Origin of the sequence: Polyangium sp. y55x31, from assembly GCF_029946505.1 — a bacterium.
Classification (GTDB): domain Bacteria; phylum Myxococcota_A; class Polyangia; order Polyangiales; family Polyangiaceae; genus Polyangium.
This window is the reverse complement of sequence record NZ_JARZHG010000015.1, coordinates 1-23,620: the sequence shown is the minus strand read 5'-3', so window position 1 is coordinate 23,620 and position 23,620 is coordinate 1. Positions and strand designations below refer to the sequence as shown.

The following is a 23,620-nucleotide window of genomic DNA, read 5'->3' as shown; positions in this document are numbered from 1 at the left end:
CCGCAGTCCTCACCTTCCGAGCCGCACCCGTGGCCATCCTCCTCCCCATCAACCCCGAGCACCCCGAGCCTCGCAAGATCCGGCGCGCCGTCGAGATCTTGGAGAAGGGCGGCGTCATCGGCTACCCGACGGACACCGTCTACGGGCTCGGCTGCGACCTCTTCAACAAGCAGGCGATCGAGACGCTCTACCAGATCAAGGGGATGCAGCGAGACAAGAACCTCGCCTTCATCTGCCCGGATCTCGGGGACATCGCGCGGTACGCGATCGTCGAGAACGCCGCCTACCGCGTGCTCAAGCGCTTCTTGCCCGGCCCGTATTGCTTTGTGCTCCAAGCGACCCGCGAGGTGCCGAAGATCGTGCAGATGAACAAGAAGACGGTGGGCATCCGCGTGCCGTCGCACCCCGTCACGCTCGCGATCGTGCGCGAGCTCGGGCGCCCGATCATCAGCACGACCGCGGCGCCGCCCGGCGAGGATCCCATGGTCGATCCGTGGGAGATCAAGGAGCGCTTCCCCGCGCTCGAGCTCGTCCTCGACGCCGGCGCCGGCGGCAACCAGCCCACGACCGTCGTCGACCTCAGCGAAGGCGACGTGCGTATCCTGCGCGAGGGCGCAGGGCCCATCGACGAGCTCGTTTGAGCTCGAACGAACGCCTCCCGCTCAAGGCTCCTTGACGTGAACCTCGTCGCCCTCGCCGGGCGGCCCTTCCGGCTTCAGCGTCGGCACCGGGATGACCGGGAGCGGCTCCTCGGCGCCCGCCTCCGCGCCTTCTTCGGCTGCGCCCGCCTCGCCCGTCTCCGCGTCCGCTTCGCCGTCCGGCGCGGCGTCGACGCCTGCGTCGGGCGAGGTGTCCTTCAAGAACACCTCGTCGATCGCGTTCTCTTGCCCCTCGTACGCGAGCAGGCCCGTCTCCGGATCGATCTGCTTGTGCTCGAGGCCCGGGGGCTCCACCGGCGCTCGCTTCGGTTTGCCCGCGTGCGCCTCGCGCATGAAGTCCACGAACGCGGGCAGTGACGCGACCGCGCCCGTCTCGCCTGCTCCGAGCGGCGCTGCGTCGTCGAAGCCCGTCCACACCGCGCACGCGATGTCCATCGAGTAACCGACGAACCACGCGTCCTTCGACTGATTGCTCGTCCCCGTCTTGCCGGCGATCCACCGATCGAGCGCCTTCGCGCGTGTCGCCGTGCCTCGCTCCACCACGCTCCGGAGCAGGCTGTTCATCAGGAACGCCTCCTCCTCCGTGAGCACGCGCTTCGGCTCCGGCTCCGCGTCGAGCTGAATGTCGACCCCGTTCGGCCCGGTGATCCGCGTGATGAGCCGCGGCTTCTTGTACTCGCCCCCTGCGGCGAACGACGCGTATGCGGCGGCCATCTCGCGCGGCGTCACCTCGTAGGCGCCGAGCGCGAGAGACAGATCCGCGCCGAGCTTCGACTCGATCCCGAGGTCTTGCGCGAACGTCATCACGTTCGCCGGACCGAGCTCCTGGATCGACCACACCGCGGCCACGTTCACGCTGTGCGCGAGCGCCTCGCGCAGACGCGCCGGCGTCTTCCCTTCGCTCTCGTCGTAGTTGTTCGGCTGGTAGCCCTTGAGCGCCGCGGGGCTCGTCTCCAGCAACGTGGCCGGCGTCAGCTTGCGCGTGTGGATCCCGTACGCGTAGACGAACGCCTTGAACGTCGATCCGGGCTGCCTCTTCGCGAGCGTCCGATCGAGCCCGGCGCGCACGCCCTCGTAGCCTCCGACGAGCGCCACGATGTCGCGCGACGCGACGTCGATCGCCACGAGCGCCGACTGCGGCCCGAGCTCGAGCCGTAGCCCTGCCGGCTGCGCCTTCTCCTTCGGCGTTTGTTCCGGCGGCGGCTCCTCGTGCGTCTCGGGCGCGCCCTGACGCGGATCCGCGGCCGACGCGGCGGCCTCCTTCGGATCCACGAGGCTCACGCGCAGCACCTTGCCGACCTTCGCGAACTGGCTCGGCAAGAGATCCTTCGGGTTGTACCGACTCTTCCCCCGCAGATCGACCGCGCCCGCGAGCGCGCCGATCCGCACGAACAAGAGCCCCTTCGTGTCGTCGTGTCCCGTCACGACGCCCGCGTACACGCGATGACCGACGGGCTTCGGCGCGCCCTCGAACGCGGGCGGCTCGCGTTTGCCCGGCGCGAGCGGCGCGACCATGTTGTGCCGCTTCAAGTACCCATCGAGGCTCGCGCGCACCGCGCCGCGCGCCTTCGACTGCAGCGTCGGATCGATCGTCGTCGTGATCGTGTAGCCGCCGCGATCCGCGTCCGGCCCCACGAGCGCGCGCAGCGTGCGCTTCGCCTCCTCGACGACCTCGGGCGCGAGCTCGCGCATCTCTTCCTGCGCGGGCGCGAGGTTCACCTCCTCGGCCCGCGCGCGCTCCACCTCTTCGGCCGTCGCGAAGCCCTTCGCGAGCATCTGCCCGAGCACGTACTCGCGCCGCTTCTTCGCGCGCTCGAGGCTCACGCGTGGCGAGTAGATGCTCGGCCCCTTCACGATGCCCGCGAGCAGCGCGGCCTGCGCGAGCGTCGCGTCGCGGATCGACTTGCCGAAGTAGTACCGGCAAGCCTCCTCGATCCCGTAACGCCCGTGCCCGAAGTAGATGTGGTTCAGGTAGAGCCCGAGGATCTCGTTCTTCGTGAGCTCCTGCTCGATGCGACGCGCGAGGATGACCTCCTTCATCTTCCGATCGAACGTGCGCTCGGAGGTGAGCAGCACGTTCTTCACGACCTGCTGCGTGATCGTGCTCGCGCCCTGCTTCGCGCTCGCGCCGCGCAGGTTCTTGTAGAGCGCGCGCAGCATCCCCGGATAATCGAGCCCCTTGTGCTCGTAGAAGGATGCGTCCTCCGCGGCGAGCGCCGCGTAGCGCACGTGCGGGGGCAAGGACTCGACGTCGATGATCGTGCGTCGCTCGACGAAGAGCTCGCCGAGCACCACCTGACCGTCCCGCGCGAGCACGCGCGTCACCTGCGGCGGCCTGTAACTCTTGAGCTCCTCCGTCGACGGCAGGTCCGCCTCGTAGTGCCGGATCGTCAGCGCCACGCCGAGCATCGCCGCCGCCGCGAGCAGCACGATCGCGATCCCCGCGCGCCGCGCCCAGCGCTGGATCGCTCGCTTGCGCCTGCGCGCGGCGCGGCGCTTCTCGCGTTCCTCGTCGTTCGTGCTCTTCGCTTCGTGCGTGCTTTGCGCCTCGTTCGGCGCAGCGGGCGAGCTCTTCCCGGTGTCGCTACCGTTCTGCTCTTCGGAGGGGCGATTCTGCTCTTCGGAGGGGCGATCGGCCGGCATGGTGGGTGTCTCGGAAACGCCGAGCGCGCTTCGGATCGTCCGCTAGCGGAGCAGCTTGAGGACGACGACGGCGAGTAGCACGCCCACGATCAAGAAGCCCACCGCCACGCCGACGAGCATCAGCGTCGACGGCGTGCCTTTCGCGACGACCGGCGCGGGCGCGGGCGCCGACCTCGACGCCGGCGGCGCGATGCGCAGCGACGACGGGCCCTCGTTCGTCCCCGACTTCGTCGGTGGCCGCACCGCGTGCGGCGACGGCATCGGCCGCGGCGACGACACCGGGTTGTTCGTGCTCGTCATCGGCGACGGCGGCCGCGGCGCCGACGCCGGATTGCCCGTGCTCGTCATCGGGTTCGCGCCGTTCGGCTTGCGGTTCGAGGGCGCGCCGTCCATCGCGGCCGGCGCCGGCGCTCCACCTTGCTTGTTCGACGGAGGCTGACGCTGCGACTCCGGCTTCGCCTCCGGCATGTGCGCGACCTCGGCGTGCGAGCGCGAAGCCTTCTCGAGCACCTCGACGCTGCTCGCCGGGAACAGCCCGGAGAAACCCTTGCCACCGCCCGGCGCGTACGGCTTCAGCGCGTCGGCGAAGTCCGCGGCCGTCGTGTATCGATCCTCGGGCCGCTTCTCGAGCGCCTTCGCGATCACCGCGCCGAGCCCTTGCGGGAAGGTTTTCCCTGGGACGCGCGTCTCCAGCGCGAGCGGCGGCTTCGTCACGTGGTGCTGGATGAACTCCATCGGCGTGCGCGCGTCGAACGGGAGCTTCCCGGTGAGCATCTCGTAGAGGATCACCGCGAGCGAGTAGATGTCGCTGCGCGCGTCGAGCGGTTTGCCCTGGGCTTGCTCGGGCGACATGAACTCCGGCGTCCCGAAGACCATGCCCTCCTGCGTGAGCATCACGGAGCCGGGACGCAGCTCGCGCTCGGTGACCTTGGCGAGGCCGAAGTCGAGCACCTTCGGGAAGTCGCGCAGACCTCCGTTGGTGGACAAAAAGATGTTCTCGGGCTTCAGGTCGCGATGGACGATCCCCTGCGAGTGCGCCTCTTGCAGCGCGCCGCAGACCTGGATGAGCACCGGGATCGCGCGGTCGAGGCCCATCGGCCCCTCTTTGCGGACGATCTGGTTGAGGTTTTTCCCCTCCAGGTACTCCATCACGATGTAGAGCGAGCCGTCTTCGAGCTCGCCGTAGAGCAGCACCTTCACCGTGTTCGGGTGCGTCAGGTGGCTCATCGCGCGCGCCTCGCGGCGGAACCTCGAGACGAGGTCTTTGCGGTTCGCGAGCTTCGGATGGAGGATCTTCACGGCCACCATCCGGTTCATCGCCGGTTGCGCGGCCTTGTAGACGGATCCCATCCCGCCCGAGCCGATCTTCTGCAGGATCTGGAACTGACCGCCCAGAATGTCTCGGCCGATGTTCGGGTCTTGCGGGCGCATCGGATCTTCAGCCGGAAAATATCACCTCGCCGGCCTCGCTCGTCCATGACAGCCTCACGTCCGGCGAGGAAGATCCGTGAAAAGCCCGAATGGAGAGCAGGCGTCCCAACGCACCACGCCATCCCGGGATTCCGGTAACCCCCCGGTCGAGGACCTCGCGGCCCCCCCTCCGGGCCCCCCCCTGGCGAGCGCGCCGAGCCCTGTTTTCTCGGCACTTCTCGACGCCGAGGGCTTCCGCCACGCGTTCTTCACGCGCTCGGGCGGGGTCAGCTCTCCCCCATGGGACTCCCTCAACGTCGCCGCCGCCGCCACCGGGGATGACCCTTCGGCCGTGCAGGAGAACATTCGTCGTTGCGCAGAGGCCCTGGGTGTGCCCCTGTCGCGCCTCTACATCCTCAGCCAGGTTCACGGCACCGACGCGCACATCCTCGACGGCACCGAAGACCGCGAGGAGGTCGTCAAACGCCTCGGCGACATCACCGCATCACGCACGCCCGGCGTCGCGTGCGGCGTGCGCTCCGCCGACTGCGTGCCCGTCCTGCTCGCCGATCGACAGAGCGGCGCCGTCGTCGCCGTGCACAGCGGATGGCGCGGCACCGTGGCGAACGCAGCCGCCGCAGGCGTCGCCGTCCTCCGCACGCTCGCGCCTTCGCCGAGCATCGTCGCGGCGGTCGGACCGCACATCGAGCCGTGTTGCTTCGAGGTCGGCGACGACGTCGCGGCCTCGCTCGCGTCCGCATCCGACGCGGGCGACGACGTCGTCGATCGCAGCCGCGAACGCGCGCACGTCGACCTTCGCCGCATCGTCCGCGCGCAGCTCACAGCCGCGGGCGTCGAGCCTGCGCGGATCGACGACGTCCGCGGCTGCACCGTGTGCGATCACGAGCGCTACTTCTCGTATCGGCGTGATGCCGCGAAGAGCGGACGGCTCCTCTCGGCGATCGTCGCGCGCGCTTGATCAGCGGCTCTGCGGGACGAGGACGATCTTGCCGCCGCGGCCTTCACGCTGCGCGTGCGTCACGGCGTCCTTGATCCGATCGAACGTGTACGTCGCCTCGACCGGCACGTTCACCGCGCCCGTCGCGACCAGGCCCGCGAGCCGCTTCCAGAGCTCGCGCAGCTCCTCCTTCGGGATCGTCGCGAGGTGCGAGGCGAGCCAGAAGCCACGCAGGTGGATGTCGCGGAACACGAGATCGTTCGTCGCGATGTGCCCCGGTTGTCCGCTGAGCATCCCGTAACTCACGACGGTGCCGCCGCGGCCGAGGCAACCCGCGATGCGTGTCGTCGCGCCGCCCGCGACCGCGTCGAGCCCGAGCTTGATCGACGCGCCGCGTGTCGCCGCGGTGATGCGCTTGCCGAGCTCGGCGCCGTCGACGAGCACCACGTTCGCGCCGAGCGCGCGCAAGGGCTCGCATTGCGACGCGCGCCGCACCACGTTCACCGTCTTGATGCCGCGCTCCTTCGCGAGCGTGACGATCCACCTCCCGATCGCCGAGTTCGCCGCGTTCTGCACGAGGAAGTCGCCGGGCCCGAGGTTCACGATCGCCGTCAGCAGGAAGTGCGCGGCGAGCGGATTGAACGTCGCCATCGCGACCTGTTCGGCCGGCACGCCTTCCGGCCCAGGGATCACGTCCTCGGCCAGCACCTTCACCCGCTCGCGCCACGCGCCTACGCCGATCGGCAAGAGCACGCGGCTGCCTCGCTCGATCCCGCGCACGCCGGGGCCCACGTCGTGCACGCGGCCCACGCCTTCTTTTCCGGGCACCGTCGGCAGACGCGGCAGCGCACCGTAGATGCCCGACAGGATCAGGAGGTCGGACGGGTTGATCGGGGTTGCCTCGACCGACACCGTGATCTCGCCCTCGCGCGGCGGCTCCGGCTCGGGCACCTCGAGGTAACGGACCACCTCGGCCGGGGGCCCGAACGCATCGACTCGAATTGCCTTCATGTCTCGCTAAAAGGGCCGCTTCTTCAGGTCCTTGACGTCGCCGAGCGGGTCGTCGGGTTTGTCCTTCATGAGCCCGCGTAGCACTTCCTTCACGTCTTTCTGAGGCGGCCGATGGGGTTCGTCCGAGGGCGATTGTTTCTCGCCGCTCCGCACTTGTGCGGACGCGTTCCCGCTCGCGCCGGCCTCGCGGCTTTGCTTCGCGTCGCCGAGCTGCGAGGCCGCCATCGAGCGCTGCAGGAGCACCTGCGCGATCTTGCGGTGGTAGGCCTGACGCGTGTTGTGGAGCAGCGACTCGTACGCCGTGTCCTGCACGAGCACGTACTTGAACGTGTACGTCGCGCGCGGGATGCGGCCGCGCTGGTAGAGCACGTCCGCCTCGACGAGGCGATCGAGCTCGCGCTGCAGCGCCGCCGGATCGATCGGCGAGACGGCTTCGATGAGGTCGTAGGTGAACTCGCGCCCGAGGATCGCGCCGAGCTGCGCCACGCGTTTGGCCGAGCCGAGCCGGTCGAGCCGCGCCATGAGCGAGTCGCGCAGGGTCGCGGGGATCGCGAACGCGGGCAGCGGGCCCGTGAGCACGTAGCGACCGCCGCGCTCTTCGAGCAGCCCCGACTCGAGCAGCATCTTCGTCACTTCCTCGACGAAGAGCGGCACGCCGTCCGTCTTCTCCACGAGCTGGTCGAAGACCTCCTGGGGCAGCTCTTTCCCCTTCGTGATCTCCTCGACCATCATCTTCACGCGCTTCGGCGTGAGGCGGCTCAGCGTCACGGTGCTGACGTGCGAACGCGCGGGCCACGGCGGGACGAACCCGGGGCGCGCCGTGCCGAGCAGCAACGTGCTCACCGTCGGCAGGTCGTGCACGATGTCGCCGAGGATCGCGAGCGTCGCGGGATCGGCCCAGTGCAGATCCGCGAACATGATCACGACCGGCCTCTTCCGCGCGAGCGTCTCGATCGCCGTGAAGAGCACCTCTTGCAGCTTCGCGCGCTGGTCGTCGGTGGCCATCGCGATCGGCGGATAACGATGCCAGACCGGCAGGCCGAGCAGCGCGCCGAAGATCGGCATCACCTCGGGCAGTTGATAGCCGTAGTGCGTGAGCGCGCGCTCGAGCTTGCTGATCTTCTCCTCGGGGCTGTCGCGCGGGACCAGCACGAAGAGCTGGTTCACGAGCCCTGCGATCGGGAAGAGCGGACGGTCGCGCTGATCTTGCAGGCAACGCGTCTCGAGCCACGTGTGCGGCGAGGTCTCGAGTCTGTCGCGGAACACGCGCGTCAGGCGCGACTTGCCGATGCCCGCTTCACCCGAGATCAGAAGGAGCTGCCCCGAGCCCTCTTCCACGCGGGCCCAGCGATCGAGCATCAGGCCGAGCTCCAGATCGCGGCCGACCATGGGCGTGAGCCTGCCCGTGGTCATGCCCTCGATGCGGCTCTTCGCGCCGCTCTCGTCGCTCACCTGGTACGTCTCGACCGGCTGCGGGTAGCCCTTCAGCGTGCGCAGGCCGAGGCCCTGGCACTGGTAGTAGTTGCGCACGAGCCGGAACGTCGTGCCGCTGATGAGCACCGTGTTGCGTCGCGCCAGGTTGGCCAGGCGCCAGGCCATCGTCGGCGTCGCGCCTGCGATCGCGGCGGGCTTGCTCCCCGCCTCGTCGATGATCTCCCACGTCAGCACGAGGCCCGTGTGCACGCCGACCCGCACGTCGAGCAGCGGTTTGTCGTGGCGGCTGTTCAGCTTCTGCGCCGACTCCACGAGCTCGAGGGCCGCGCTCACGGCGCGCCGCGCGTCGTCCTCGCGCGCGATCGGGTAACCGAAGTACGCGATCTGTCCGTCGCCGAGCGGCTGCGCGGTCTGGCCCTTGTAGCCCTTCATCACCTGCGCGAACGCGTCCTCGTACTCCTTCATCGACTCGCGCAGCTTCTGCGGATCGAGCTTCGAGGCGTTTTCCGTCGACGGCAAAAGCTCGTACGAGACGATCGTGAGCTGCCGGCGCTCGCCCTCGGGGATCAGCGTGTCGCTGCCGGCGCGCAGCACCGTCCCGATGCCCACCTGCATCGGCTCCGAGCCCTTCGGCGCGGGCATCGGCGTCACGATCCCGGGCTGCGCCTTCGCCTCGGCTTCGGCCTTCGCCTCGGCCTCGGCCGCCTTCTTCATGTTGTGCCGCGAGCGCGACGAGGGCCGCGTGTGCGTGCGCTCTCGCTCCGATCGCGGCAGCGCGCCCGAGGGCATCGTCGCCGGCGGCGGCGGGTTGCTCGGCGTGTTCGGCAGGTTCTGCGGGCGGAGCGTCTCCGCGTGCTCGATCGTCTCGGGGGCTTGCGGCGTCTGGCCCGTGAGCATCGTCCGGTGCGCGTCGCCCGCCTTCTCCGGCGGCCCGATCCCGAGGCTCTCCGCCAGCGCCTTGACCTGATCCCACACCGTCGCGAACCGCTTCTTCGGATCGCGATCACACGAGCGCAAAAACCACGCGTCGAACGCCTGCGGCAGGCTCGGATCGCGGAGCGACGGCGCCTCCATGGGCTTCGTCAGGATCTCGACGAGCAGCTCCGCCATCGTGTGGGCCTTCCAGTAGACCAGGCCCGTGAGCAGCCGGAAGGCGATGAGCCCGAGCGCCCACATGTCCGCGGGCGGCCCGACGCGCGGCGTGTCGCCGGTGGCTTGCTCGGGCGGCATGTAGAGCGGCGTCCCGAGCACCGCGCCCGTGCGGGTCAGGCGCGCCTCCTCGATGTTGCCGTCGTCGCCGGCCATCTTCGAGATGCCGAAATCGAGCACCTTCACGATCACGCGGCCGTCGTAGTGCTCGTGCAGGAAGATGTTCTCGGGCTTGAGATCGCGATGGACGATCCCGAGCGCGTGCGCCTTGCTCAGCGCGTCCGCGACCTGCCAGTAGATGCCCACGACCTCGGAGGCGGGCACCTTTTGCATGCGCTGCACGTACGCTTCGAGATCCGAGCCGCGCAGGAGCTCCATCACGAGGAACGGCGCGTTGCCGAGCTCGGGAGCGACGTCGGCGTCGATCACGCGCACCACGTGATCGCTGCGGATCCGCGCGGGCAGCCAGGCTTCGCGCTTGAAGCGCTTGACGAGCTTCGCATTGGTGCCGACGTGGGCTTGCAGCACCTTCATCGCCAGCTCTTCGCCGGTGTACACGTGCTCGACGAGGTACACCGTCCCCATGTTCCCCTCGCCAATGGGGTGAACGACGCGATATCGCGAGGCGATGAGCTCGGGGATCTTCTCCGGCAGCATAGTCAGCGACGCGCACCACACCGAGCGGCGGGCCGGGCAACTTCGTTCCCGTACGCGTGCGCGTGGCAAGCAGGCCTCGGCGCGCGCGCGGCAGGGACGGGGAAGGACATCCCGAGCATCGTATTCCTCCTCTTTGCGGCTTACCAGCCTTCTACATGCGGATCGTTCGACCGTCCGCGCCTGCTCTGCTTACGAAACGTCGGCAATTCTTTCGCACCTGGTCACTCTGCTTGCCATCGCCCGCGCGAGGCGGCCCCTCCGGTTTTTCGTACGACTCCATCGGACTCGCTCCCCGCGGGATCGATCGCTCCATTCTTGGCCTCGGGGTACACCTCCAAGGTACGCTCGTGTCCCACGCGACCGGAGGTTCTCCTACATGACGAACGAACGACGCAGGAAACGGAGCGAGCTGGTCCAGGAGGCGGCCAGCCTCTATCTCGAAGCCGTGCTCGAGCGGAGCCGGATCAAGGCCATGGCGCTCGCGAGCGACGAGGGTCTGCTCGTGGCCGGGGCTGGGGCCGGCTACGACCACGAGTGGCTCGCGGCGCTCGGCATCGTCACGGGGGAGCCTCATTTCGATGACGTCATCGCGGAGATCACGCGGGGCGAGGGGATGATCTCGTTCGACGTCCCGGTCCATGGCCGCGTCCTTCGGCTCTCGGCCGTGGGCAAGGTTCCTCCTTCGATCGAGGACGCGAGCGCGGCGCTCTCGCGTATCTTCGCGCCGCTCTTCGGGGCGAGCATGCCGGTCGTCGCGACTTCCTGAGCTCGCTCCCTTCCTGATACGTTCGGGGTCGTGCTTGCCCTTCGCTCGACCTCTTCGCTATTTGCGCTCCTCGCCTCGTTTATCGCTGCCGGCTGCGCGCCGGCGCTCTCCAGCATGCAGCCTGCGCACGTGGCGCCGAAAGGCCACGTCCAGGCCGAGATCGGGATGGACGTCTCCGTGCCGACGGGGCCCATTTCGGACCTCGTCGACGTCGCCACGGTGCTCGTCGACGCCGTCGACGATCGGGAGCTCACGCAGGCGGAGGTCGATCAGATCTACGACGCGGCCGGCGGCCTCTTCCTGAATCCGCCTTCGGTGACGCCGCACGTCGGCGTCGGCTACACGGCCGTCGACAACCTCGAAATTTCGCTCCGTTTCGCCACGAGCTCCATTCGCCTGGGGGGCCGTTATCAATTCTTGAACAAGGACCGGCATGGCGTCGACGCCACGGTCGGGCTCGGGCTCGGCTATTACGTCTTGCCCTTGCCGCTCGGCGATACGCTGCAGGTCATCGAGCTCGAGGATTTTTCGCGCTGGCAGATCGACGTCCCGATCGCGTTCGGCAAACATGGCAACTGGTATCGGCTCTGGGGCGGGCCGCGGTTCATGTACACGCATTTCGGCACCTCGCTGAGGCTCGCGATCCCGGAGATCGTCTCGAAGGCGATCCCGGGCCGCACCGAGATCGCGTCGTTCGGCGGAAATGCGTTTTACGTGGGCGCACAGGGCGGCGTGGCCGTCGGATACAAGCACGTCTTTTTCGGTTTCGAGCTCACCCTGGTGCAGCTCATCTCGAACGGCACCCTGAAGGTGCTCGACAAAACCGTGCGCGAGCTCGACCACAATAGCTTCATCGTGTATCCGGCGCTCGGCTTCATGGGCGAGTTTTGAAGGGAAGACACCCCGCTCCGTGCATCGTCCCTGGGCGGGGGTAAGATGTCGGCGCGCCGGCCCGCGGCGCCCGAGGAGGGACGATGATCGATCTGCATTTCTGGCCCACGCCGAACGGTCGCAAAATCACCATCATGCTCGAAGAGGTGGGGCTCCCGTACCGGATCATCCCGGTGAACATCGGGCGCGGTGAACAGTTCAAGCCCGAGTTCCTGGCGATCAGCCCGAACAACCGCATGCCGGCCATCGTCGACCAGGACCCCGAGGGCGGCGGCGCGCCGATCAGCGTCTTCGAATCGGGCGCCATTCTGGTCTACCTCGCCGAGAAGACCGGCCGCTTCCTCCCGAAGGACGCGCGCGGCCGGGCCGAGACGTTGCAATGGCTCTTCTGGCAAATGGGCGGGCTCGGGCCCATGGCCGGCCAGGCCCACCATTTCCGCATGTATGCGCCCGAGAAGATCGAATACGCGATCGATCGATACACGAAGGAGGTGAACCGCCTCTACGGCGTCATGGACAAACGCCTCTCGGACCGTGAATACCTCGCGGGCGACTATTCGATCGCGGACATGGCCGCCTGGCCGTGGGTCGTGCCTTGGAAGGCGCAGGGGCAAAACCTCGACGATTTCCCGCACTTGAAGCGCTGGTTCGAGGCCATCGAGGCCCGCCCGGCCGTCGAGCGCGGCCGCGCCGCCGGCCGCGAGCTCGTGCAGAACCAAAGCTCGACGATGGACGACGAGGCGAAGAAGGTTCTCTTCGGACAAACGGCCGCGACGGTACGCGGCCAGTAAAAGGAATTCGGGGCTCCCTCCCTCTCCACCGCGTGGAGAGGGAGGGCAGGGGTGGGGGAGGCGTCAGACCGCGGGCTCGGCCGCGCGCTTCGCCAGGTAGTCGATCAGATCGATCTTCGAGATGATGCCGACGACCTTCGTGCCGTCGGTGACGATGGCGACGCGCGCGTCGTTCAGCACGCCCTTCAAGAGCTCGACCTTCGTGTCGACGGTGACCGTCGCGTACTCGCTCTCGATGAGCTCCTGGATGTGCGAGTCGAGGCTGCCCTTGCCGCCGACGAGGTGGCGGAGCAGGTCGACCTCGTGCACGAGGCCGCAGAGCTTGCCGTCGTCGACGATGGGGATCTGGCTGATGCCGTGGGTCTTCAGCGTGCTGATGACCTCGCCGACCCGGTCCTGCGGCCGCGCGGAGACGACCTCGCCGAGGGGTTTGCCCGCGAGCAGATCACGCACCGTGCCGAGGCTCTTCTCCTCTTCGAGGAAGCCGTTCGAGCGCATCCAGTTGTCGTTGAAGATCTTGCCGAGGTACTTCGAGGCCGCGTCGGGCAGGAGGATCAGGATGTTCTCCTTCCGGCCGCTCTGCCGCGCGTACTTGATCGCGCCCGCGACGGCCGCGCCCCCGGATCCGCCGACGAACAGGCCTTCCAGACGCACGAGATCACGCGTCATGAGGAAGCACTCCTTGTCGTCGACGCGGATGACCTCGTCGAGGATCTGCAGGTTCATCGTGGTCGGGAAGAAGTCCTCGCCGATGCCCTCGACCTTGTAGCTGAAGGGCTTCGTGATGCGGCCCGTCTTTACGAAGTCGTAATAAAGCGAGCCCACGGGATCGACGCCGACGAGCTTGATCGAGGGCTTCTTCTCGCGGAGGTACCTGCCCGTGCCGCTGATCGTGCCGCCCGTGCCCATGCCCGCGACGAACACGTCGAGCTCGTCACCGCACTGCTCCCAGATCTCGGGGCCCGTCGAGAGGTAGTGCGCGCCCGGGTTCGAGGGGTTGTGGTACTGGTTCGCGTAGAAGCAGTTCGGCGTCTCTTCCGCGATGCGCTTGGCGACCTGGTAGTAGCTGCGCGGATCGTCGGGCTCGACGGCCGTGGGACAAACGACGACCTTCGCCCCGAACGCGCGCAGGGTATCGACCTTCTCCTGCGACATCTTGTCGGGCATGACGAAGATGCACTTGTAGCCTTTGACGGCCGCGTTCATCGCGAGCGCCGCGCCGGTGTTGCCGCTCGTCGCCTCGACGATCGTTCCGCCCGGCTTGAGCCCGGCCGCCTCGGCGTCCCGGATCATGTTGATGGCGACCCTGTCCTTGTGGCTCCCGCCGGGATTCAGGTACTCGCACTTGACGTAGATGTCGCTCTCGATCCCCTCGGTCACCTTGTTCAGCTTGACGATGGGAGTCCGACCGACGGCCTTGGTGATGTCACTCAGGGCGCCTCGCATCATGGGGGTCGTTTCTAGTAGGCCACGGGAACCGACACAAGCTTTGTCGGGCAGACCCGCACGCCGCGGCGCGTCTCGGTGGGCGCGGGGACGGACCGGAAAAAGTGCCACGATCGCCGGCGATTGGCCTTACCCTCGAAGCGTGGCCGCGCGCGGCCGAGCGCGCGAGGTGGCCCATCCCTCACCATGGCGGATCGAGAGATACGCGCGAGATACGAGCTTCTAGGTGCCGTCCACGACGCGCCGGTGAGCCTCTTCCGCGCGCTCGATCGTGTCACGGGCAAGGCCGTCGCAGTCAAGATCCTCCGCGGCGCTTCGAGCGATGACGCAGCGCGTTTCGCGCGCGAGACGAGCATCCTCGCGACCCTCGACCACCAGGCGATCGTCCGGTACCTCGACCACGGCACGACCGAGGCAGGCGAGCCGTTCCTCGTGATGGAATGGCTCGACGGCGTCACGCTCGCCGAGCGCCTGGCCGAGCCCGCGCCCCTCACGATCTCCGAGTCGATCACCATCGCCACACGCGTCGCCGAGGCGCTCGAAGCCGTGCACGCGCTCGGGATCGTGCACCGCGACGTGAAGCCGGAGAACGTGCTGCTCGTCTCGGGCGGGCCCGACGACGCGCGCTTGCTCGATTTCGGCATCGCCCGCGCGTCGAGCCCCGCGCGCGCCTTGACGTGTGACGGGCTCGTCGTCGGCACGCTCGGGTACATGGCCCCCGAGCAGGCGCGCGGCGCGGGCGAGATCGACGCGCGGACCGATCTCTTCGCGCTCGGCTGCCTGCTCTTCGAATGCATCGCGCGGCGCCGGCTTTTTTCGGGCGCGAGCGAGGGCGAGGTCCTCTCCGCGGTGCTGCACACGGCCGCGCCGCGCCTCTCCACGATCGCGCCGGGCGTGCCGCCTCCGCTCGACGATCTGGTCGCGCGCCTGCTCCACGAAGACCCGGCGTCGAGGCCGCAGAGCGCGGCCGCCGTGCTGCGCGCGCTCGCCGCGATCGACGTCGAGGAGGCCATCTCGGAGCGACCTCCGGGCGCGCCGCCCGTGCTCACCGAGCGCGAGGTGCGCACGCGGGACGTCACGGCGGCGCGGGTGTTCGGCGCGGCGTCGGCCTTGCTCCTCGACGCGCCGTTCGTGGGCCGCGAGCGCGAGCTCGGTGTGTTGTTCTCCGCGCTCGAAGCATGCCTCGAAGAGGTGTCGCCGCGCGCGGTGCTGGTGACGGGCCCGCCGGGCATCGGCAAATCGCGGCTCGGACGTGAGCTCGTGCGCGGGGTGCGCCGTCGCGGGATCACGAACGTGGCGATCACGCAGGCGGGTCGCTTGACGGCCGACGCCTCGGTCGATTGTGCCGAGGCGCTCTCCATGGCCCGCGCCGGCCGCCCGGCGATCGTGGTCGTCGACGACCTCCAGTGGTGCGACGCGCGCTCCGTCGACGCGCTCGGCGACGCGCTCTGCGAGCTCCACGATTGCCCGCTCTTCGTGCTCGCCCTCGCGCGGCCCGAGCTCTTCGACGAGTTCGGCCACACGGCCGCCGTCACGTTCACGCAGGTCATGCCCCTCGCGCCGCTGCCGCGCAAAGCCGCGGTCGAGCTCGCGCGCGTCTGGCTTGGCGATCGGGCCGAAGCCGCGCGCGTGGACCGCCTCGTCGAGCGCGCCGCGGGCCTGCCGCTCGTGCTCGAAGAGCTCGCGCGCGCCGAGCTCGAAGGCCGTGGCGACGAGCTGCCGACCTCGGCGCGTTCGCTCCTCGAAACGCAGATCGGCGCGCTCGACGCCGAGGCGCGGCGCACCTTGCGCGCGGCAAGCATCTTCGGCGACGTCTTCTGGTCGGGCGGCCTTTCGGCGCTGCTCGGCCACACGCGCACGACGACCGAGAGCGGAAGGCTCCGCGTGCTCGTCGATCGGGGCTTCGTCGTGCCGCACGCGGGCAGCCGTTTTCCCGGCGAACAGGAGCTCGCCTTCCGCCACACGCTCGTCCGGGAGGCGGCCTACGGCATGCTCACCGAGGCCGATCGCGCGCTCGGGCACGCGCTCGCCGCGGCGTGGCTCGAGCAAAAGGGTGAGCGGGACGTCGTCCTCGCCGAGCATTTCCACCACGCCGGCGACCGCGCCCGCGCCACGCTCCACGCCGAGCGGGCTGCGCGGACCGGGGACGTCCACTTTCGTCGGGGGCCCATCCGCTGGTAGCATCGATCTCGATGACGGACGCGCACGGCAAGCGGCAACCTCTCCTCGTCGCCGTCGCCGGGAGGCCGGAATCGTCGCCGCGTGTCGTCGCGCCGCTCTCCCGCCTCGGGCGCGCCGCGCGCATCGTGCCCACGACCGCGGCCGAAGCGCAGAGGCGCGCGCCCGATCTCGCGGCCAAGCTCGCGGGCGAGGGCGGCTGCCTCGTGCTCGGCGACGACGTGCCGGAAGACGCTGCGCGCGCGCTCGTCGCGACGGCGCCCGGCGTGCGGATCGTCGTCCCCGCGGCGCTCGCGCAGGCGCTCGGGGACACGGCTTCTCCCGACGTGATCGACGCGGGCGCGCTCGTGCTCGAACCGTTGTTCCTCGCGCTCGTCGAGGAGGCGCGACGCGAATCGATGGGCGCGCTCGTGGGTTTGTCCGTGCGCTCGCCGGCGGGCCGCCGCGTCCGGCGCGCGGCCTCGACACGCACGCCGTTCGTCGCGGGCGCGCGCATCACGTTCGACCTTCCTGAAGCCGCCGCGGCGCGGATCGCCCGCCTCGCTGCGGTCCCGTTCGCGCTCGCGGACGCGGTCGTACCGGGCGCGGCGCGCGGGCTCGAAGTCACGGAGGTCGTCGCGCTCGCGGGCGCCGATCGGCTCGTTTGCAATGCACGGATCGGCGACGTCGTGGTCGAGGTCGACCTCGACGAGGAGATGCAGGGCGAGGGCCCGCTCGAAGTCGAGGCCGTCATGCGGCGTGGCACGCTCGTTTGCCGCTGGAGCAAGCAGGGCGCATCGCTCACGCGAAAGGCGCTCCTCCGGGACGGCCCCGTGCGGCTCGACGTCGTCCCGAGCGCGTTCGAGGTCGCGACGCGCCACGCATTGGCGGCGCCCCGCATCGAAGACGCGCCCTCGCCGGCCTCGCTCGCGGGCGCGGCCGCGTCCGTCGCCATGGCGCGGGCGAGCCTCGTGCGATATGCGACGCGCGCGACGAACCGACCCATCGAAATGGTCCTCGTCCACGTCCCGCGGTATCGAAACAGCTACGACGAGCTGGAATTGCCCTCGCTCGCGTCCGCGCGGCTCACCGCATTCACCCGCGGCCACGGTTTTTCCACGCGCGTCTTCGATCTGCAAATCACGCACGCCGACGACCGGCTCGATGGCTTCGTCGACAATGCCGCCGTCGACGGCTGGCTCGCCGGCGCCGAGAGCCCCGCGGTCGCGGCGGCGGCCGAGCATTTGTGGAATTCGTTCGGCCCGGAGCTCGTGCGCGCCGCCGAAGCCGGCCGCCGCGCGCTCGTCGGCTTCTCCATCGTCGATTACTTCGGCCATTTCCAGATGAACATCGCGGCCTGCCTCGCGCGGCTCGTCAAGGAGCGCACGGGTTTTCCCACGGTCCTCGGCGGCGAGCGGGATCAGGTCGACGGCGATCGCGCGCTCGGCACCGAAAAGACCTTCGATTACGTGGTCGACGGCGACGGCGAGATCCCGCTCCTCGGCCTTTTGCACCTCGAGGCCTACCGGGATCGCCGCGCGGCCGACATTCCGGGCGTCTGGTCGCGCGAGGGCGAGAGCGTCACGAAAAACAAGCTCGTCCGCTCGCACCTCAACGCCATGCCGCGCCCCGATTTCGACGACGTCCCGTTCGAGCTGTACCGCGGCAAACCCACCGAGCGCCTCCTCGCCGCCCTCGCGCGTGATGGCCTCCATCATGGCGAGCCCGTCGAACCCTTCGCGTATCTCCCTTACGGATTCGTGAAGGGTTGCACCGCGAAATGCGAGTTCTGCAGCGCGAAGGAATGGCTCGACGTCCAGTCGCCGGAGAAGACGGCGGACGAGCTCATCGAGCTCTCCGAGCGATACGGGGTCCGGGACTTCATGTTCCTGAACAACCTCGTCAACGTGAGCCCGCGCCTGCTCGAACGCCTCTGCCGGCGGCTCGTCGATTCGAAGGCGGGCCTGCAATGGACCGACTCCTGCCGCCCCACCGACATCTCCGCCGAGCTCGCCGCGCTCATGCGTGAATCGGGTTGCCTCCTGCTCAATTACGGCGCCGAGAGCGGCAGCGACAAGATCCTCGAATTGATGAAGAAGGGCCTGCTCTCGCGGGACATCGTCGAGACGCTGCAGAACACCCACAAGGCCGGCATCATCAACCGCGTCAATTTCATCGCCGGGTATTTCCACGAGACCGAGGAGGACGTCGACGCCACGGTGCGGCTCGTGGAGACGCTCGCCGAGGAGATCGACATCGTCGGCTGCTTCCAGGGGTTTTACCTGTTCCCCGGCATGGGCGTCGTCCCCGAGGACGCCGGCATCGTGCTGCGCCCCGGCTTCGACCGATTGAAGACGGGGCAGGTGACGCTCGCGTACGACGAGATCGGCGGATTGAAATGGGAGGAGAAACGCGACGTGATCGATGCGTCGCGCAATCGAATCCTCGCCCGCATGGACGACCTCGGCATCCGCACGCTCGACAAGATCAACGAGTATGATCTCTTCTGGATGTCGCGGCGTTACGACAAGGCGACCGTCACGAAGTACCTGCTCGAAATCCCGCCGCGGCCGGTGGGGCGACGCAATCAGGCGGCGATCCCCCCGGGCGGCCAGCGAGGTCGCGTCGACGCAATGCCCGGCGGTTCGGGGTATCTCGGCTGAGGTTTACCCGGACAACCCGCTGAACGGCAAGAGCGCGCCGAGCCGCGGCGAGGTTCGTCCGAGTCGACGCGTGAAGGAGGCGCCGCGCACCTCGAACGCATCGTCCGTGCACTCGAGCGTGCCGCCGCCATTAAAAAGCGCACCGAAGAGCTTTCGTGCGAAGAGTTCGCCTTCGGGATCGAGCGGGGCTGGGGCGGGGAGGAAACGCGCGGATTCGAAGGTGATCACATTGCCGTTTGGCTGGGCACCTTCGAGCGCGACGGCGCGCGCCTCGTCGAGGTAGAGCACGGGCCGCGTGAGCGCGCGGGTGAGCGCTTCGGCCTGTTCGCGCGGGAGCGCGGCGACGACGCGGCTGGCCACGGTCGCCGCACGCTCGCAGCCGAACGAACACGGGGTGAAGGGGACGACGCGCCGGACAGCCACGTCGAGCAGCGGATGAAAAGCCGCGCCGAGGGCGCGGGTGCGCGCGGCCGTGACGTACACGAGCGCCGCGTTGTTCCGGCGATCCGCGAGCGCCACGAACGCGGCCGTGCAGCAGGGCGGATACCCGAGCAGCTCGCCGATCGCGGCTGCGTTCCGGGACGAACCCTGCTCCCAGAGCGAAGCCGCGCGCGCGGCGAGATCCGGGTTGGTCGAGAAAAACGCATGCACGGTCGCCTCGCCCGACGCGCCTTCGATGCGCCGGCCCGTCGCGCCCTCGACCGCGAGCGGCAAAGCCTCCGCGCGCGCGAGCGCCATCGCCGCGCCCGGGTGCCGCGCGCGCACGGCATCGAGCGAGCGGGCAGGAACGACCAGATAAAGCACGGGTTTGTCCCCGTTCGCGAACGCGACCTCCTCCAGGTTCTCGGACAAACCCGGCACGGGCGCATCCATCGGCAGCGGCGCCGCGGCCTCTGCGGCTTCTTCCCAGGCGGCATCCACGTCGAGCCCGATCGCGGCCGCTCGCCTGCTTTCTCCCGCTGCGACGCGCACGGCCGCTTCCCACGCCGCGACCTCGGGCGCGCCCACCTGAACACGCTCGCTCCCCGCTGGCACGCGCCCGTATCCGCGCGCGTCGTCGTGCACGAAGAGCTCGCGCCCGAAGCTCCGCGCCCGCGCGGCGAGCTCCTTTTCGTGCGCCTCCGAGAACGCGCCGCGACGCAGGACCACGGCCTTCACGCCGCGTTCGAGGCACAGGCTCGCGCGAAAAAAACCTTCGTCGCCGCCCGAGGTCACGACGGCCGCGCGTGGGCTCCGGGCGACGAGCGCCTCGAGGGCTTCGAGGCCGCCGCCTGCGGGCTCGACGAGCACGTCCCCGTCTGCCGCCGCGAGCGACACTTCGCCTTTGCCGAGGAGGATGACGGGCTGCCGCACCCGGTGTAGCCTACGGGCTTCCGGGCCCCGATGCGATCCTTGCCGCTCGTTCGCGAGGCGGGTGTGCCGCCGCTTTCCTTGCCTGCCGAAGACACGCGTGGCGAAGGCGCGCTGCCGGCGGCCGTCCTCAGCCTGCACAGCCACCGCGATCGGTCGTTCCTCGACGACGTGGGCCTGCACCACATCGCGGGCGCCATGCGCGCGGCAGGGCTCTCGGGCGACCTCGTCGTGGCGTACCTGCCGCAGGGTGCCGAAGCCGAACCGAGCGCCGCCTGGGACGCGCTCGTCCGCGCGCTTCGTCCTTACCCGACGATCCTTTACGAGCGGCTCTGGAGCGCGGCCATCGTCACGCGCCTCGCCCGCGAATTGCCCGACGCGACGTTCGTCCGCCTCGTCGGCGAGCACGACCTCTCCGATGCGCCGGCGAAGCACGTTTGTCCCGCAGAACCGAAGGCCGTGGTCGCGCTCCTCTCCGCGCTCGTGGGCCGCGCGCCGCCGAACGAACCGCTGCCGCGATATGCGCCGCTGCTCCGGCCCGTGTACGCGAGCGAGGACGCGCGCCCGCGGTTCCCTTCGTTTCCGATCACGGGCAACACGGGCTGCCCGTACCAGGCCGACGCGCGGGAAAACCCGCTTTATGCGGGCACGAAGATCCCCGAAGGCGCGGGCCGCGGCTGCGGGTTCTGCACCACGGGCAACCATTACGAGCACAAGTCGCGCGACGAGGCGCTCGCCTGGGCCCTCGTCCAGCTCCGGTATCTGCGGGCGAACGCGCCGGAGATAGAGGCGCTCGTCCTGCGTGATCAGAACCCATTTTATTACCTCACCGAGCTCGTCGAGGCGGCCGAGGCCGAAAAGCTCGGGCCCTTCACGCTGCTCATCGAGTCGCGCGCCGACTGGTGGCTCCAGAACTCGGCCCGCTTCACGCGCGCGCTCGCGTCCGCGCGGCGCTCGTCGATCCGCCTCGCGCCTTTCCTCGTCGGCGTGGAGAACTTCTCCCAGCCCGAGCTCGATCGCTTCAACAAAGGCGCGACGCAGGAGACGCTCGTCCGCTTCCTCGAAGCGCTCCGCCGCTGGAACACCGAATACGCGCCCGCGATGGACCTCTCGCACGCGGCCTTCGGCTTCATCCTGTTCACGCCGTGGACCACGATGGAGGACCTCCGGACAAACCTCGCCTGCATCCGGCAAACCGGCATGCACGAGCTCCGCGGGCACCTGCTCCTCTCGCGCGTGCGGCTTTATCCCGACACCGCGCTCTACTGGCTCGCAGAGCGGGACGGCCTGCTCGCCGACGCTTACGAGAACCCCGAGGACGACGCGAGCGCGCGTTATGGGTATCTGCCCGCGCGGCCGTGGCGGTTCCAGGACAAACGTGCGCAACGCGTCGCCGACCTCGCCGCCGCTTCGATCCGGCGAAGTGGGGGGCGCGACGAGCTCATGCTCTTCGAGACGTTGCTCGCGCTCGTCTCGTCCGCGGCCGATCCGGCGCTGCTTTTGGTCGACGACGTCGAGCGCGCCATGGCCACGAAAGGCCCGCGCGGCCGCGACGTGGGCCGTACGAGCGGCGTCGTCTTCCGGGATCCGCCGAGCGTCGAGACCGAGGCGGCCGAGAAGAAACGCGAGCTCGCGCGGGCGCTCGTGAACGCGCCGTCGCTGCCCGTGGACCTGCCCGCGTTCGGGCTCGCGCTGCTCGACGTGAATGCGGACAAACATCACGTGGAGCTCGTGCTCGGCAAACGGGATCCCGTCGCGCGCCTGCGCCTCGGCTGGGACAAGGCTTCCGGCAAAGCCACCGTGGAGGTTTGTCCGAGCGTACCCGAGGCCGCGCGATGGTCGAAGGCGTTCGAGGCGATGGCGGCGCGGCTCGTCGTGGCGACGACGAAAGAGCGATGGGAGCGCGCCGCGGGGATTGCAAAGGAGCTCGCGCGGCTGCCTCTCGGCGTGCCGCTCGGCTTCTTTCGGCAGATCGTCGCCGGCGTCGAGCCACCCGAAGGTATCGTGCGGACGGGCTTCGGCTGCAACCAGGATTGCGGCATGTGCTGGCAGGGCCGCGATTGGGGGCGCTACGGGCCCGAGCAGGTCGTTCGATGGATCGAGGACCTCTGGGCGGCCGGCGCGCGCTCGCTCATCGTCTCGGGCGGCGAGCCCATGCTCGACCCGGAGCTCATTCGTTACGTGGAGCGGGCGCGCGCGCTCGGTTTTACCGGGGTGACGCTCGAGACGAACGCCATCCAGGCGAGCAAACCGGGGTATGCCGCGCGCCTCGCAAAGGCGGGCGTCACGCAGGCGTTCGTCTCGCTCCATAGCGGAGACGCGAAGGTATCGGATGCGATCACGCGAGCGCCCGGCACGCATGAGCGTACCGTGCGGGGCATCCATGCGCTGCTCGACGCGGGGATCCCGATCGTGCTGAACGCCGTGACCACGGCCGAGGGCATCGACGCGCTCGGCGCGCTCCCCGATTTCATCCACGACACGTTCGGCCGCCATCCGAAGCTCCGGCACCTCACCATCTCGTACCCGACGATGCCGTTCGATCGTGCGCTCGTCGGGACGATCGTGCCGGAGCCCGCGCGCCTCCGGGCTGCGCTCCGCGAAGCGCTCGATCGCGCGTTTGTCCTGGGGATCCCGGTGCGCGGGCTCGATGGGCCGTGTGGACCGCCGCTCTGCGCTTTCGACGCCGACGAACGGTTCATCTCGGGCAAACCCATCCCCGGGCCGGTCGAGTTTCGCCGGAAGGTCCCCGCGTGCGAGCGTTGCGCGGTGAAATCGGAGTGCTTCGGCATCCGGCACATGGACGTCGAGCGTTACGGCGAAGCGTGGGTTCAGCCGATCGAGCGCCGTTCGTCGCGGTCGACCTAAAAAATCGGGGCCACCTTTCAGGGCGGCCCCGATTTCGGGATCGGTGAGATACGGGAGGGAGCCGCGTAGCGAGCTCGCCTCGGGGGGTGAATGGGCCGGGTTTTGCTCGGCCAAGAGGGGGACGCGAGGCGTCCCCCTCGGGACAAACATCAGCGTTTACGGAGACCGAGCTGCACCTGGAGCTGACGGCGGAGCTTGCGGACCTGATCGGCGGGGAGCTTGCGAACGAGCTCCGCGGCGTGCGCGCGCTCGTCCTCCGCGGGGAAGGTCAGCAAGTAAAGCGGCGGCAGCGAGAGCCCCCGGGCGAGCCGGGAGATCGTCTGGATCGTGATGGCAGCGAGCCCGTGTTCGACGCTGGAAAGGTGTCCTTTCGACAGCTCGCTCGCGTCCGCGAGCTCGGCCAGGGACATGCCTCGTTCCAGACGAAGCTCACGGATGCGGCCACCCACCTGCGTTGCGAAAGGATCCGGTACGGTTCGTCGCGGCATGGCGTTTCTTTCGGGACGTCCTCACGGACGACCCCGCCGGCCCTCCTCGTGCCGGATCAAGTAAGTGGTTGATTGCTGGGCCTCGTGCCTGGTTTGTCGTCGGGCGGGCGCGGGCCCCACGTCCACCCTGTTATGCTTTTGGGCGAGCACGACCCTACTAGAAGTCATCTCATAAATCGTCCAGGAGTCTCCTGAGGTACACGACGATGCATCCGAGGTGGACGAAGCCGAGGAAGTTTTCGACGTGGCGCTCGTACCGTACCGCGATGCGGCGGAAGC

The 23,620-nt window shown here is 69.2% G+C and carries 15 protein-coding genes; 8 read left to right on the top strand and 7 right to left on the bottom strand.

Annotation, left to right across the window (positions count from 1 at the left end; genetic code table 11):
- The first annotated feature begins 29 nt into the window (after positions 1-29).
- A complete protein-coding gene (locus QHF84_RS24935) occupies positions 30-641 on the top strand; it encodes an L-threonylcarbamoyladenylate synthase (RefSeq protein ID WP_281315905.1) in 612 nt (203 codons plus the stop codon).
- Between the two features lie 21 nt (positions 642-662).
- On the opposite strand, the gene QHF84_RS24930 is transcribed toward QHF84_RS24935, so the two are convergent.
- A complete protein-coding gene (locus QHF84_RS24930; protein ID WP_281315904.1) occupies positions 663-3,302 on the bottom strand; it encodes a PBP1A family penicillin-binding protein in 2,640 nt (879 codons plus the stop codon).
- A gap of 42 nt (positions 3,303-3,344) precedes the next feature.
- On the bottom strand, positions 3,345-4,733 hold the full coding sequence (locus QHF84_RS24925) for a serine/threonine-protein kinase (RefSeq protein ID WP_281315903.1): 1,389 nt from the start codon (positions 4,731-4,733) through the stop codon (positions 3,345-3,347).
- A 76-nt stretch (positions 4,734-4,809) separates the two neighbouring features.
- Here QHF84_RS24925 and pgeF point away from each other — a divergent pair, with 76 nt between their 5' ends.
- On the top strand, positions 4,810-5,691 hold the full coding sequence (pgeF, locus tag QHF84_RS24920) for a peptidoglycan editing factor PgeF (RefSeq protein ID WP_281315902.1): 882 nt from the start codon (positions 4,810-4,812) through the stop codon (positions 5,689-5,691).
- On the opposite strand, the gene QHF84_RS24915 is transcribed toward pgeF, so the two are convergent.
- Positions 5,692-6,681 (bottom strand): zinc-dependent alcohol dehydrogenase family protein, encoded by a 990-nt coding sequence (locus tag QHF84_RS24915; RefSeq protein ID WP_281315901.1) that lies wholly within the window; start codon positions 6,679-6,681, stop codon positions 5,692-5,694. It abuts the gene before it with no gap.
- A gap of 6 nt (positions 6,682-6,687) precedes the next feature.
- On the bottom strand, positions 6,688-9,921 hold the full coding sequence (locus QHF84_RS24910; RefSeq protein ID WP_281315900.1) for an AAA family ATPase: 3,234 nt from the start codon (positions 9,919-9,921) through the stop codon (positions 6,688-6,690).
- A gap of 376 nt (positions 9,922-10,297) precedes the next feature.
- Here QHF84_RS24910 and QHF84_RS24905 point away from each other — a divergent pair, with 376 nt between their 5' ends.
- The 3 genes from QHF84_RS24905 (at position 10,298) to QHF84_RS24895 (ending at position 12,369) form a co-directional block, all read left to right on the top strand.
- The gene (locus QHF84_RS24905) at positions 10,298-10,687 is read left to right on the top strand and encodes a hypothetical protein (RefSeq protein ID WP_281315899.1); all 390 of its coding nucleotides are present in this window, start codon (positions 10,298-10,300) and stop codon (positions 10,685-10,687) included.
- Between the two features lie 30 nt (positions 10,688-10,717).
- Complete coding sequence (locus tag QHF84_RS24900; protein ID WP_281315898.1) at positions 10,718-11,578, top strand: hypothetical protein; 861 nt, start codon at positions 10,718-10,720, stop codon at positions 11,576-11,578.
- Between the two features lie 83 nt (positions 11,579-11,661).
- On the top strand, positions 11,662-12,369 hold the full coding sequence (locus QHF84_RS24895) for a glutathione binding-like protein (protein WP_281315897.1): 708 nt from the start codon (positions 11,662-11,664) through the stop codon (positions 12,367-12,369).
- Positions 12,370-12,432: 63 nt separating this feature from the next.
- On the opposite strand, the gene QHF84_RS24890 is transcribed toward QHF84_RS24895, so the two are convergent.
- Positions 12,433-13,818, bottom strand: coding sequence for a cystathionine beta-synthase (locus QHF84_RS24890; RefSeq protein WP_281315896.1), 1,386 nt, complete (start codon positions 13,816-13,818; stop codon positions 12,433-12,435).
- A 183-nt stretch (positions 13,819-14,001) separates the two neighbouring features.
- Here QHF84_RS24890 and QHF84_RS24885 point away from each other — a divergent pair, with 183 nt between their 5' ends.
- Together QHF84_RS24885 and QHF84_RS24880 are read left to right on the top strand one after the other, a co-directional pair.
- Complete coding sequence (locus tag QHF84_RS24885) at positions 14,002-15,996, top strand: serine/threonine-protein kinase (RefSeq protein WP_281315895.1); 1,995 nt, start codon at positions 14,002-14,004, stop codon at positions 15,994-15,996.
- Positions 15,997-16,007: 11 nt separating this feature from the next.
- The gene (locus QHF84_RS24880) at positions 16,008-18,635 is read left to right on the top strand and encodes a radical SAM protein (RefSeq protein ID WP_281315894.1); all 2,628 of its coding nucleotides are present in this window, start codon (positions 16,008-16,010) and stop codon (positions 18,633-18,635) included.
- A gap of 3 nt (positions 18,636-18,638) precedes the next feature.
- On the opposite strand, the gene QHF84_RS24875 is transcribed toward QHF84_RS24880, so the two are convergent.
- The gene (locus QHF84_RS24875; protein WP_281315893.1) at positions 18,639-19,988 is read right to left on the bottom strand and encodes a hypothetical protein; all 1,350 of its coding nucleotides are present in this window, start codon (positions 19,986-19,988) and stop codon (positions 18,639-18,641) included.
- 30 nt (positions 19,989-20,018) lie between these two features.
- Between QHF84_RS24875 and QHF84_RS24870 the strand changes: the two genes are divergently transcribed.
- Positions 20,019-22,853 carry a radical SAM protein gene (locus QHF84_RS24870; RefSeq protein ID WP_281315892.1) on the top strand — a complete coding sequence of 945 codons (2,835 nt, stop codon included), beginning with the start codon at positions 20,019-20,021 and terminating at the stop codon, positions 22,851-22,853.
- A 149-nt stretch (positions 22,854-23,002) separates the two neighbouring features.
- On the opposite strand, the gene QHF84_RS24865 is transcribed toward QHF84_RS24870, so the two are convergent.
- Positions 23,003-23,341 carry a helix-turn-helix transcriptional regulator gene (locus QHF84_RS24865; protein WP_281315891.1) on the bottom strand — a complete coding sequence of 113 codons (339 nt, stop codon included), beginning with the start codon at positions 23,339-23,341 and terminating at the stop codon, positions 23,003-23,005.
- Positions 23,342-23,620: the final 279 nt, after the last annotated feature.

Bases quoted from the DNA above. Each gene is read 5' to 3' on its own strand.
- QHF84_RS24890 (WP_281315896.1), bottom strand. From the start codon at position 13,818: ATGATGCGAGGCGCCCTGAGTGACATCACCAAGGCCGTCGGTCGGACT.
- QHF84_RS24910 (WP_281315900.1), bottom strand. From the start codon at position 9,921: ATGCTGCCGGAGAAGATCCCCGAGCTCATCGCCTCGCGATATCGCGTC.
- QHF84_RS24925 (WP_281315903.1), bottom strand. From the start codon at position 4,733: ATGCGCCCGCAAGACCCGAACATCGGCCGAGACATTCTGGGCGGTCAG.
- QHF84_RS24905 (WP_281315899.1), top strand. From the start codon at position 10,298: ATGACGAACGAACGACGCAGGAAACGGAGCGAGCTGGTCCAGGAGGCG.
- QHF84_RS24885 (WP_281315895.1), top strand. From the start codon at position 14,002: ATGGCGGATCGAGAGATACGCGCGAGATACGAGCTTCTAGGTGCCGTC.
- QHF84_RS24895 (WP_281315897.1), top strand. From the start codon at position 11,662: ATGATCGATCTGCATTTCTGGCCCACGCCGAACGGTCGCAAAATCACC.
- QHF84_RS24870 (WP_281315892.1), top strand. From the start codon at position 20,019: ATGCGATCCTTGCCGCTCGTTCGCGAGGCGGGTGTGCCGCCGCTTTCC.
- QHF84_RS24865 (WP_281315891.1), bottom strand. From the start codon at position 23,341: ATGCCGCGACGAACCGTACCGGATCCTTTCGCAACGCAGGTGGGTGGC.
- QHF84_RS24880 (WP_281315894.1), top strand. From the start codon at position 16,008: ATGACGGACGCGCACGGCAAGCGGCAACCTCTCCTCGTCGCCGTCGCC.
- QHF84_RS24930 (WP_281315904.1), bottom strand. From the start codon at position 3,302: ATGCCGGCCGATCGCCCCTCCGAAGAGCAGAATCGCCCCTCCGAAGAG.
- QHF84_RS24915 (WP_281315901.1), bottom strand. From the start codon at position 6,681: ATGAAGGCAATTCGAGTCGATGCGTTCGGGCCCCCGGCCGAGGTGGTC.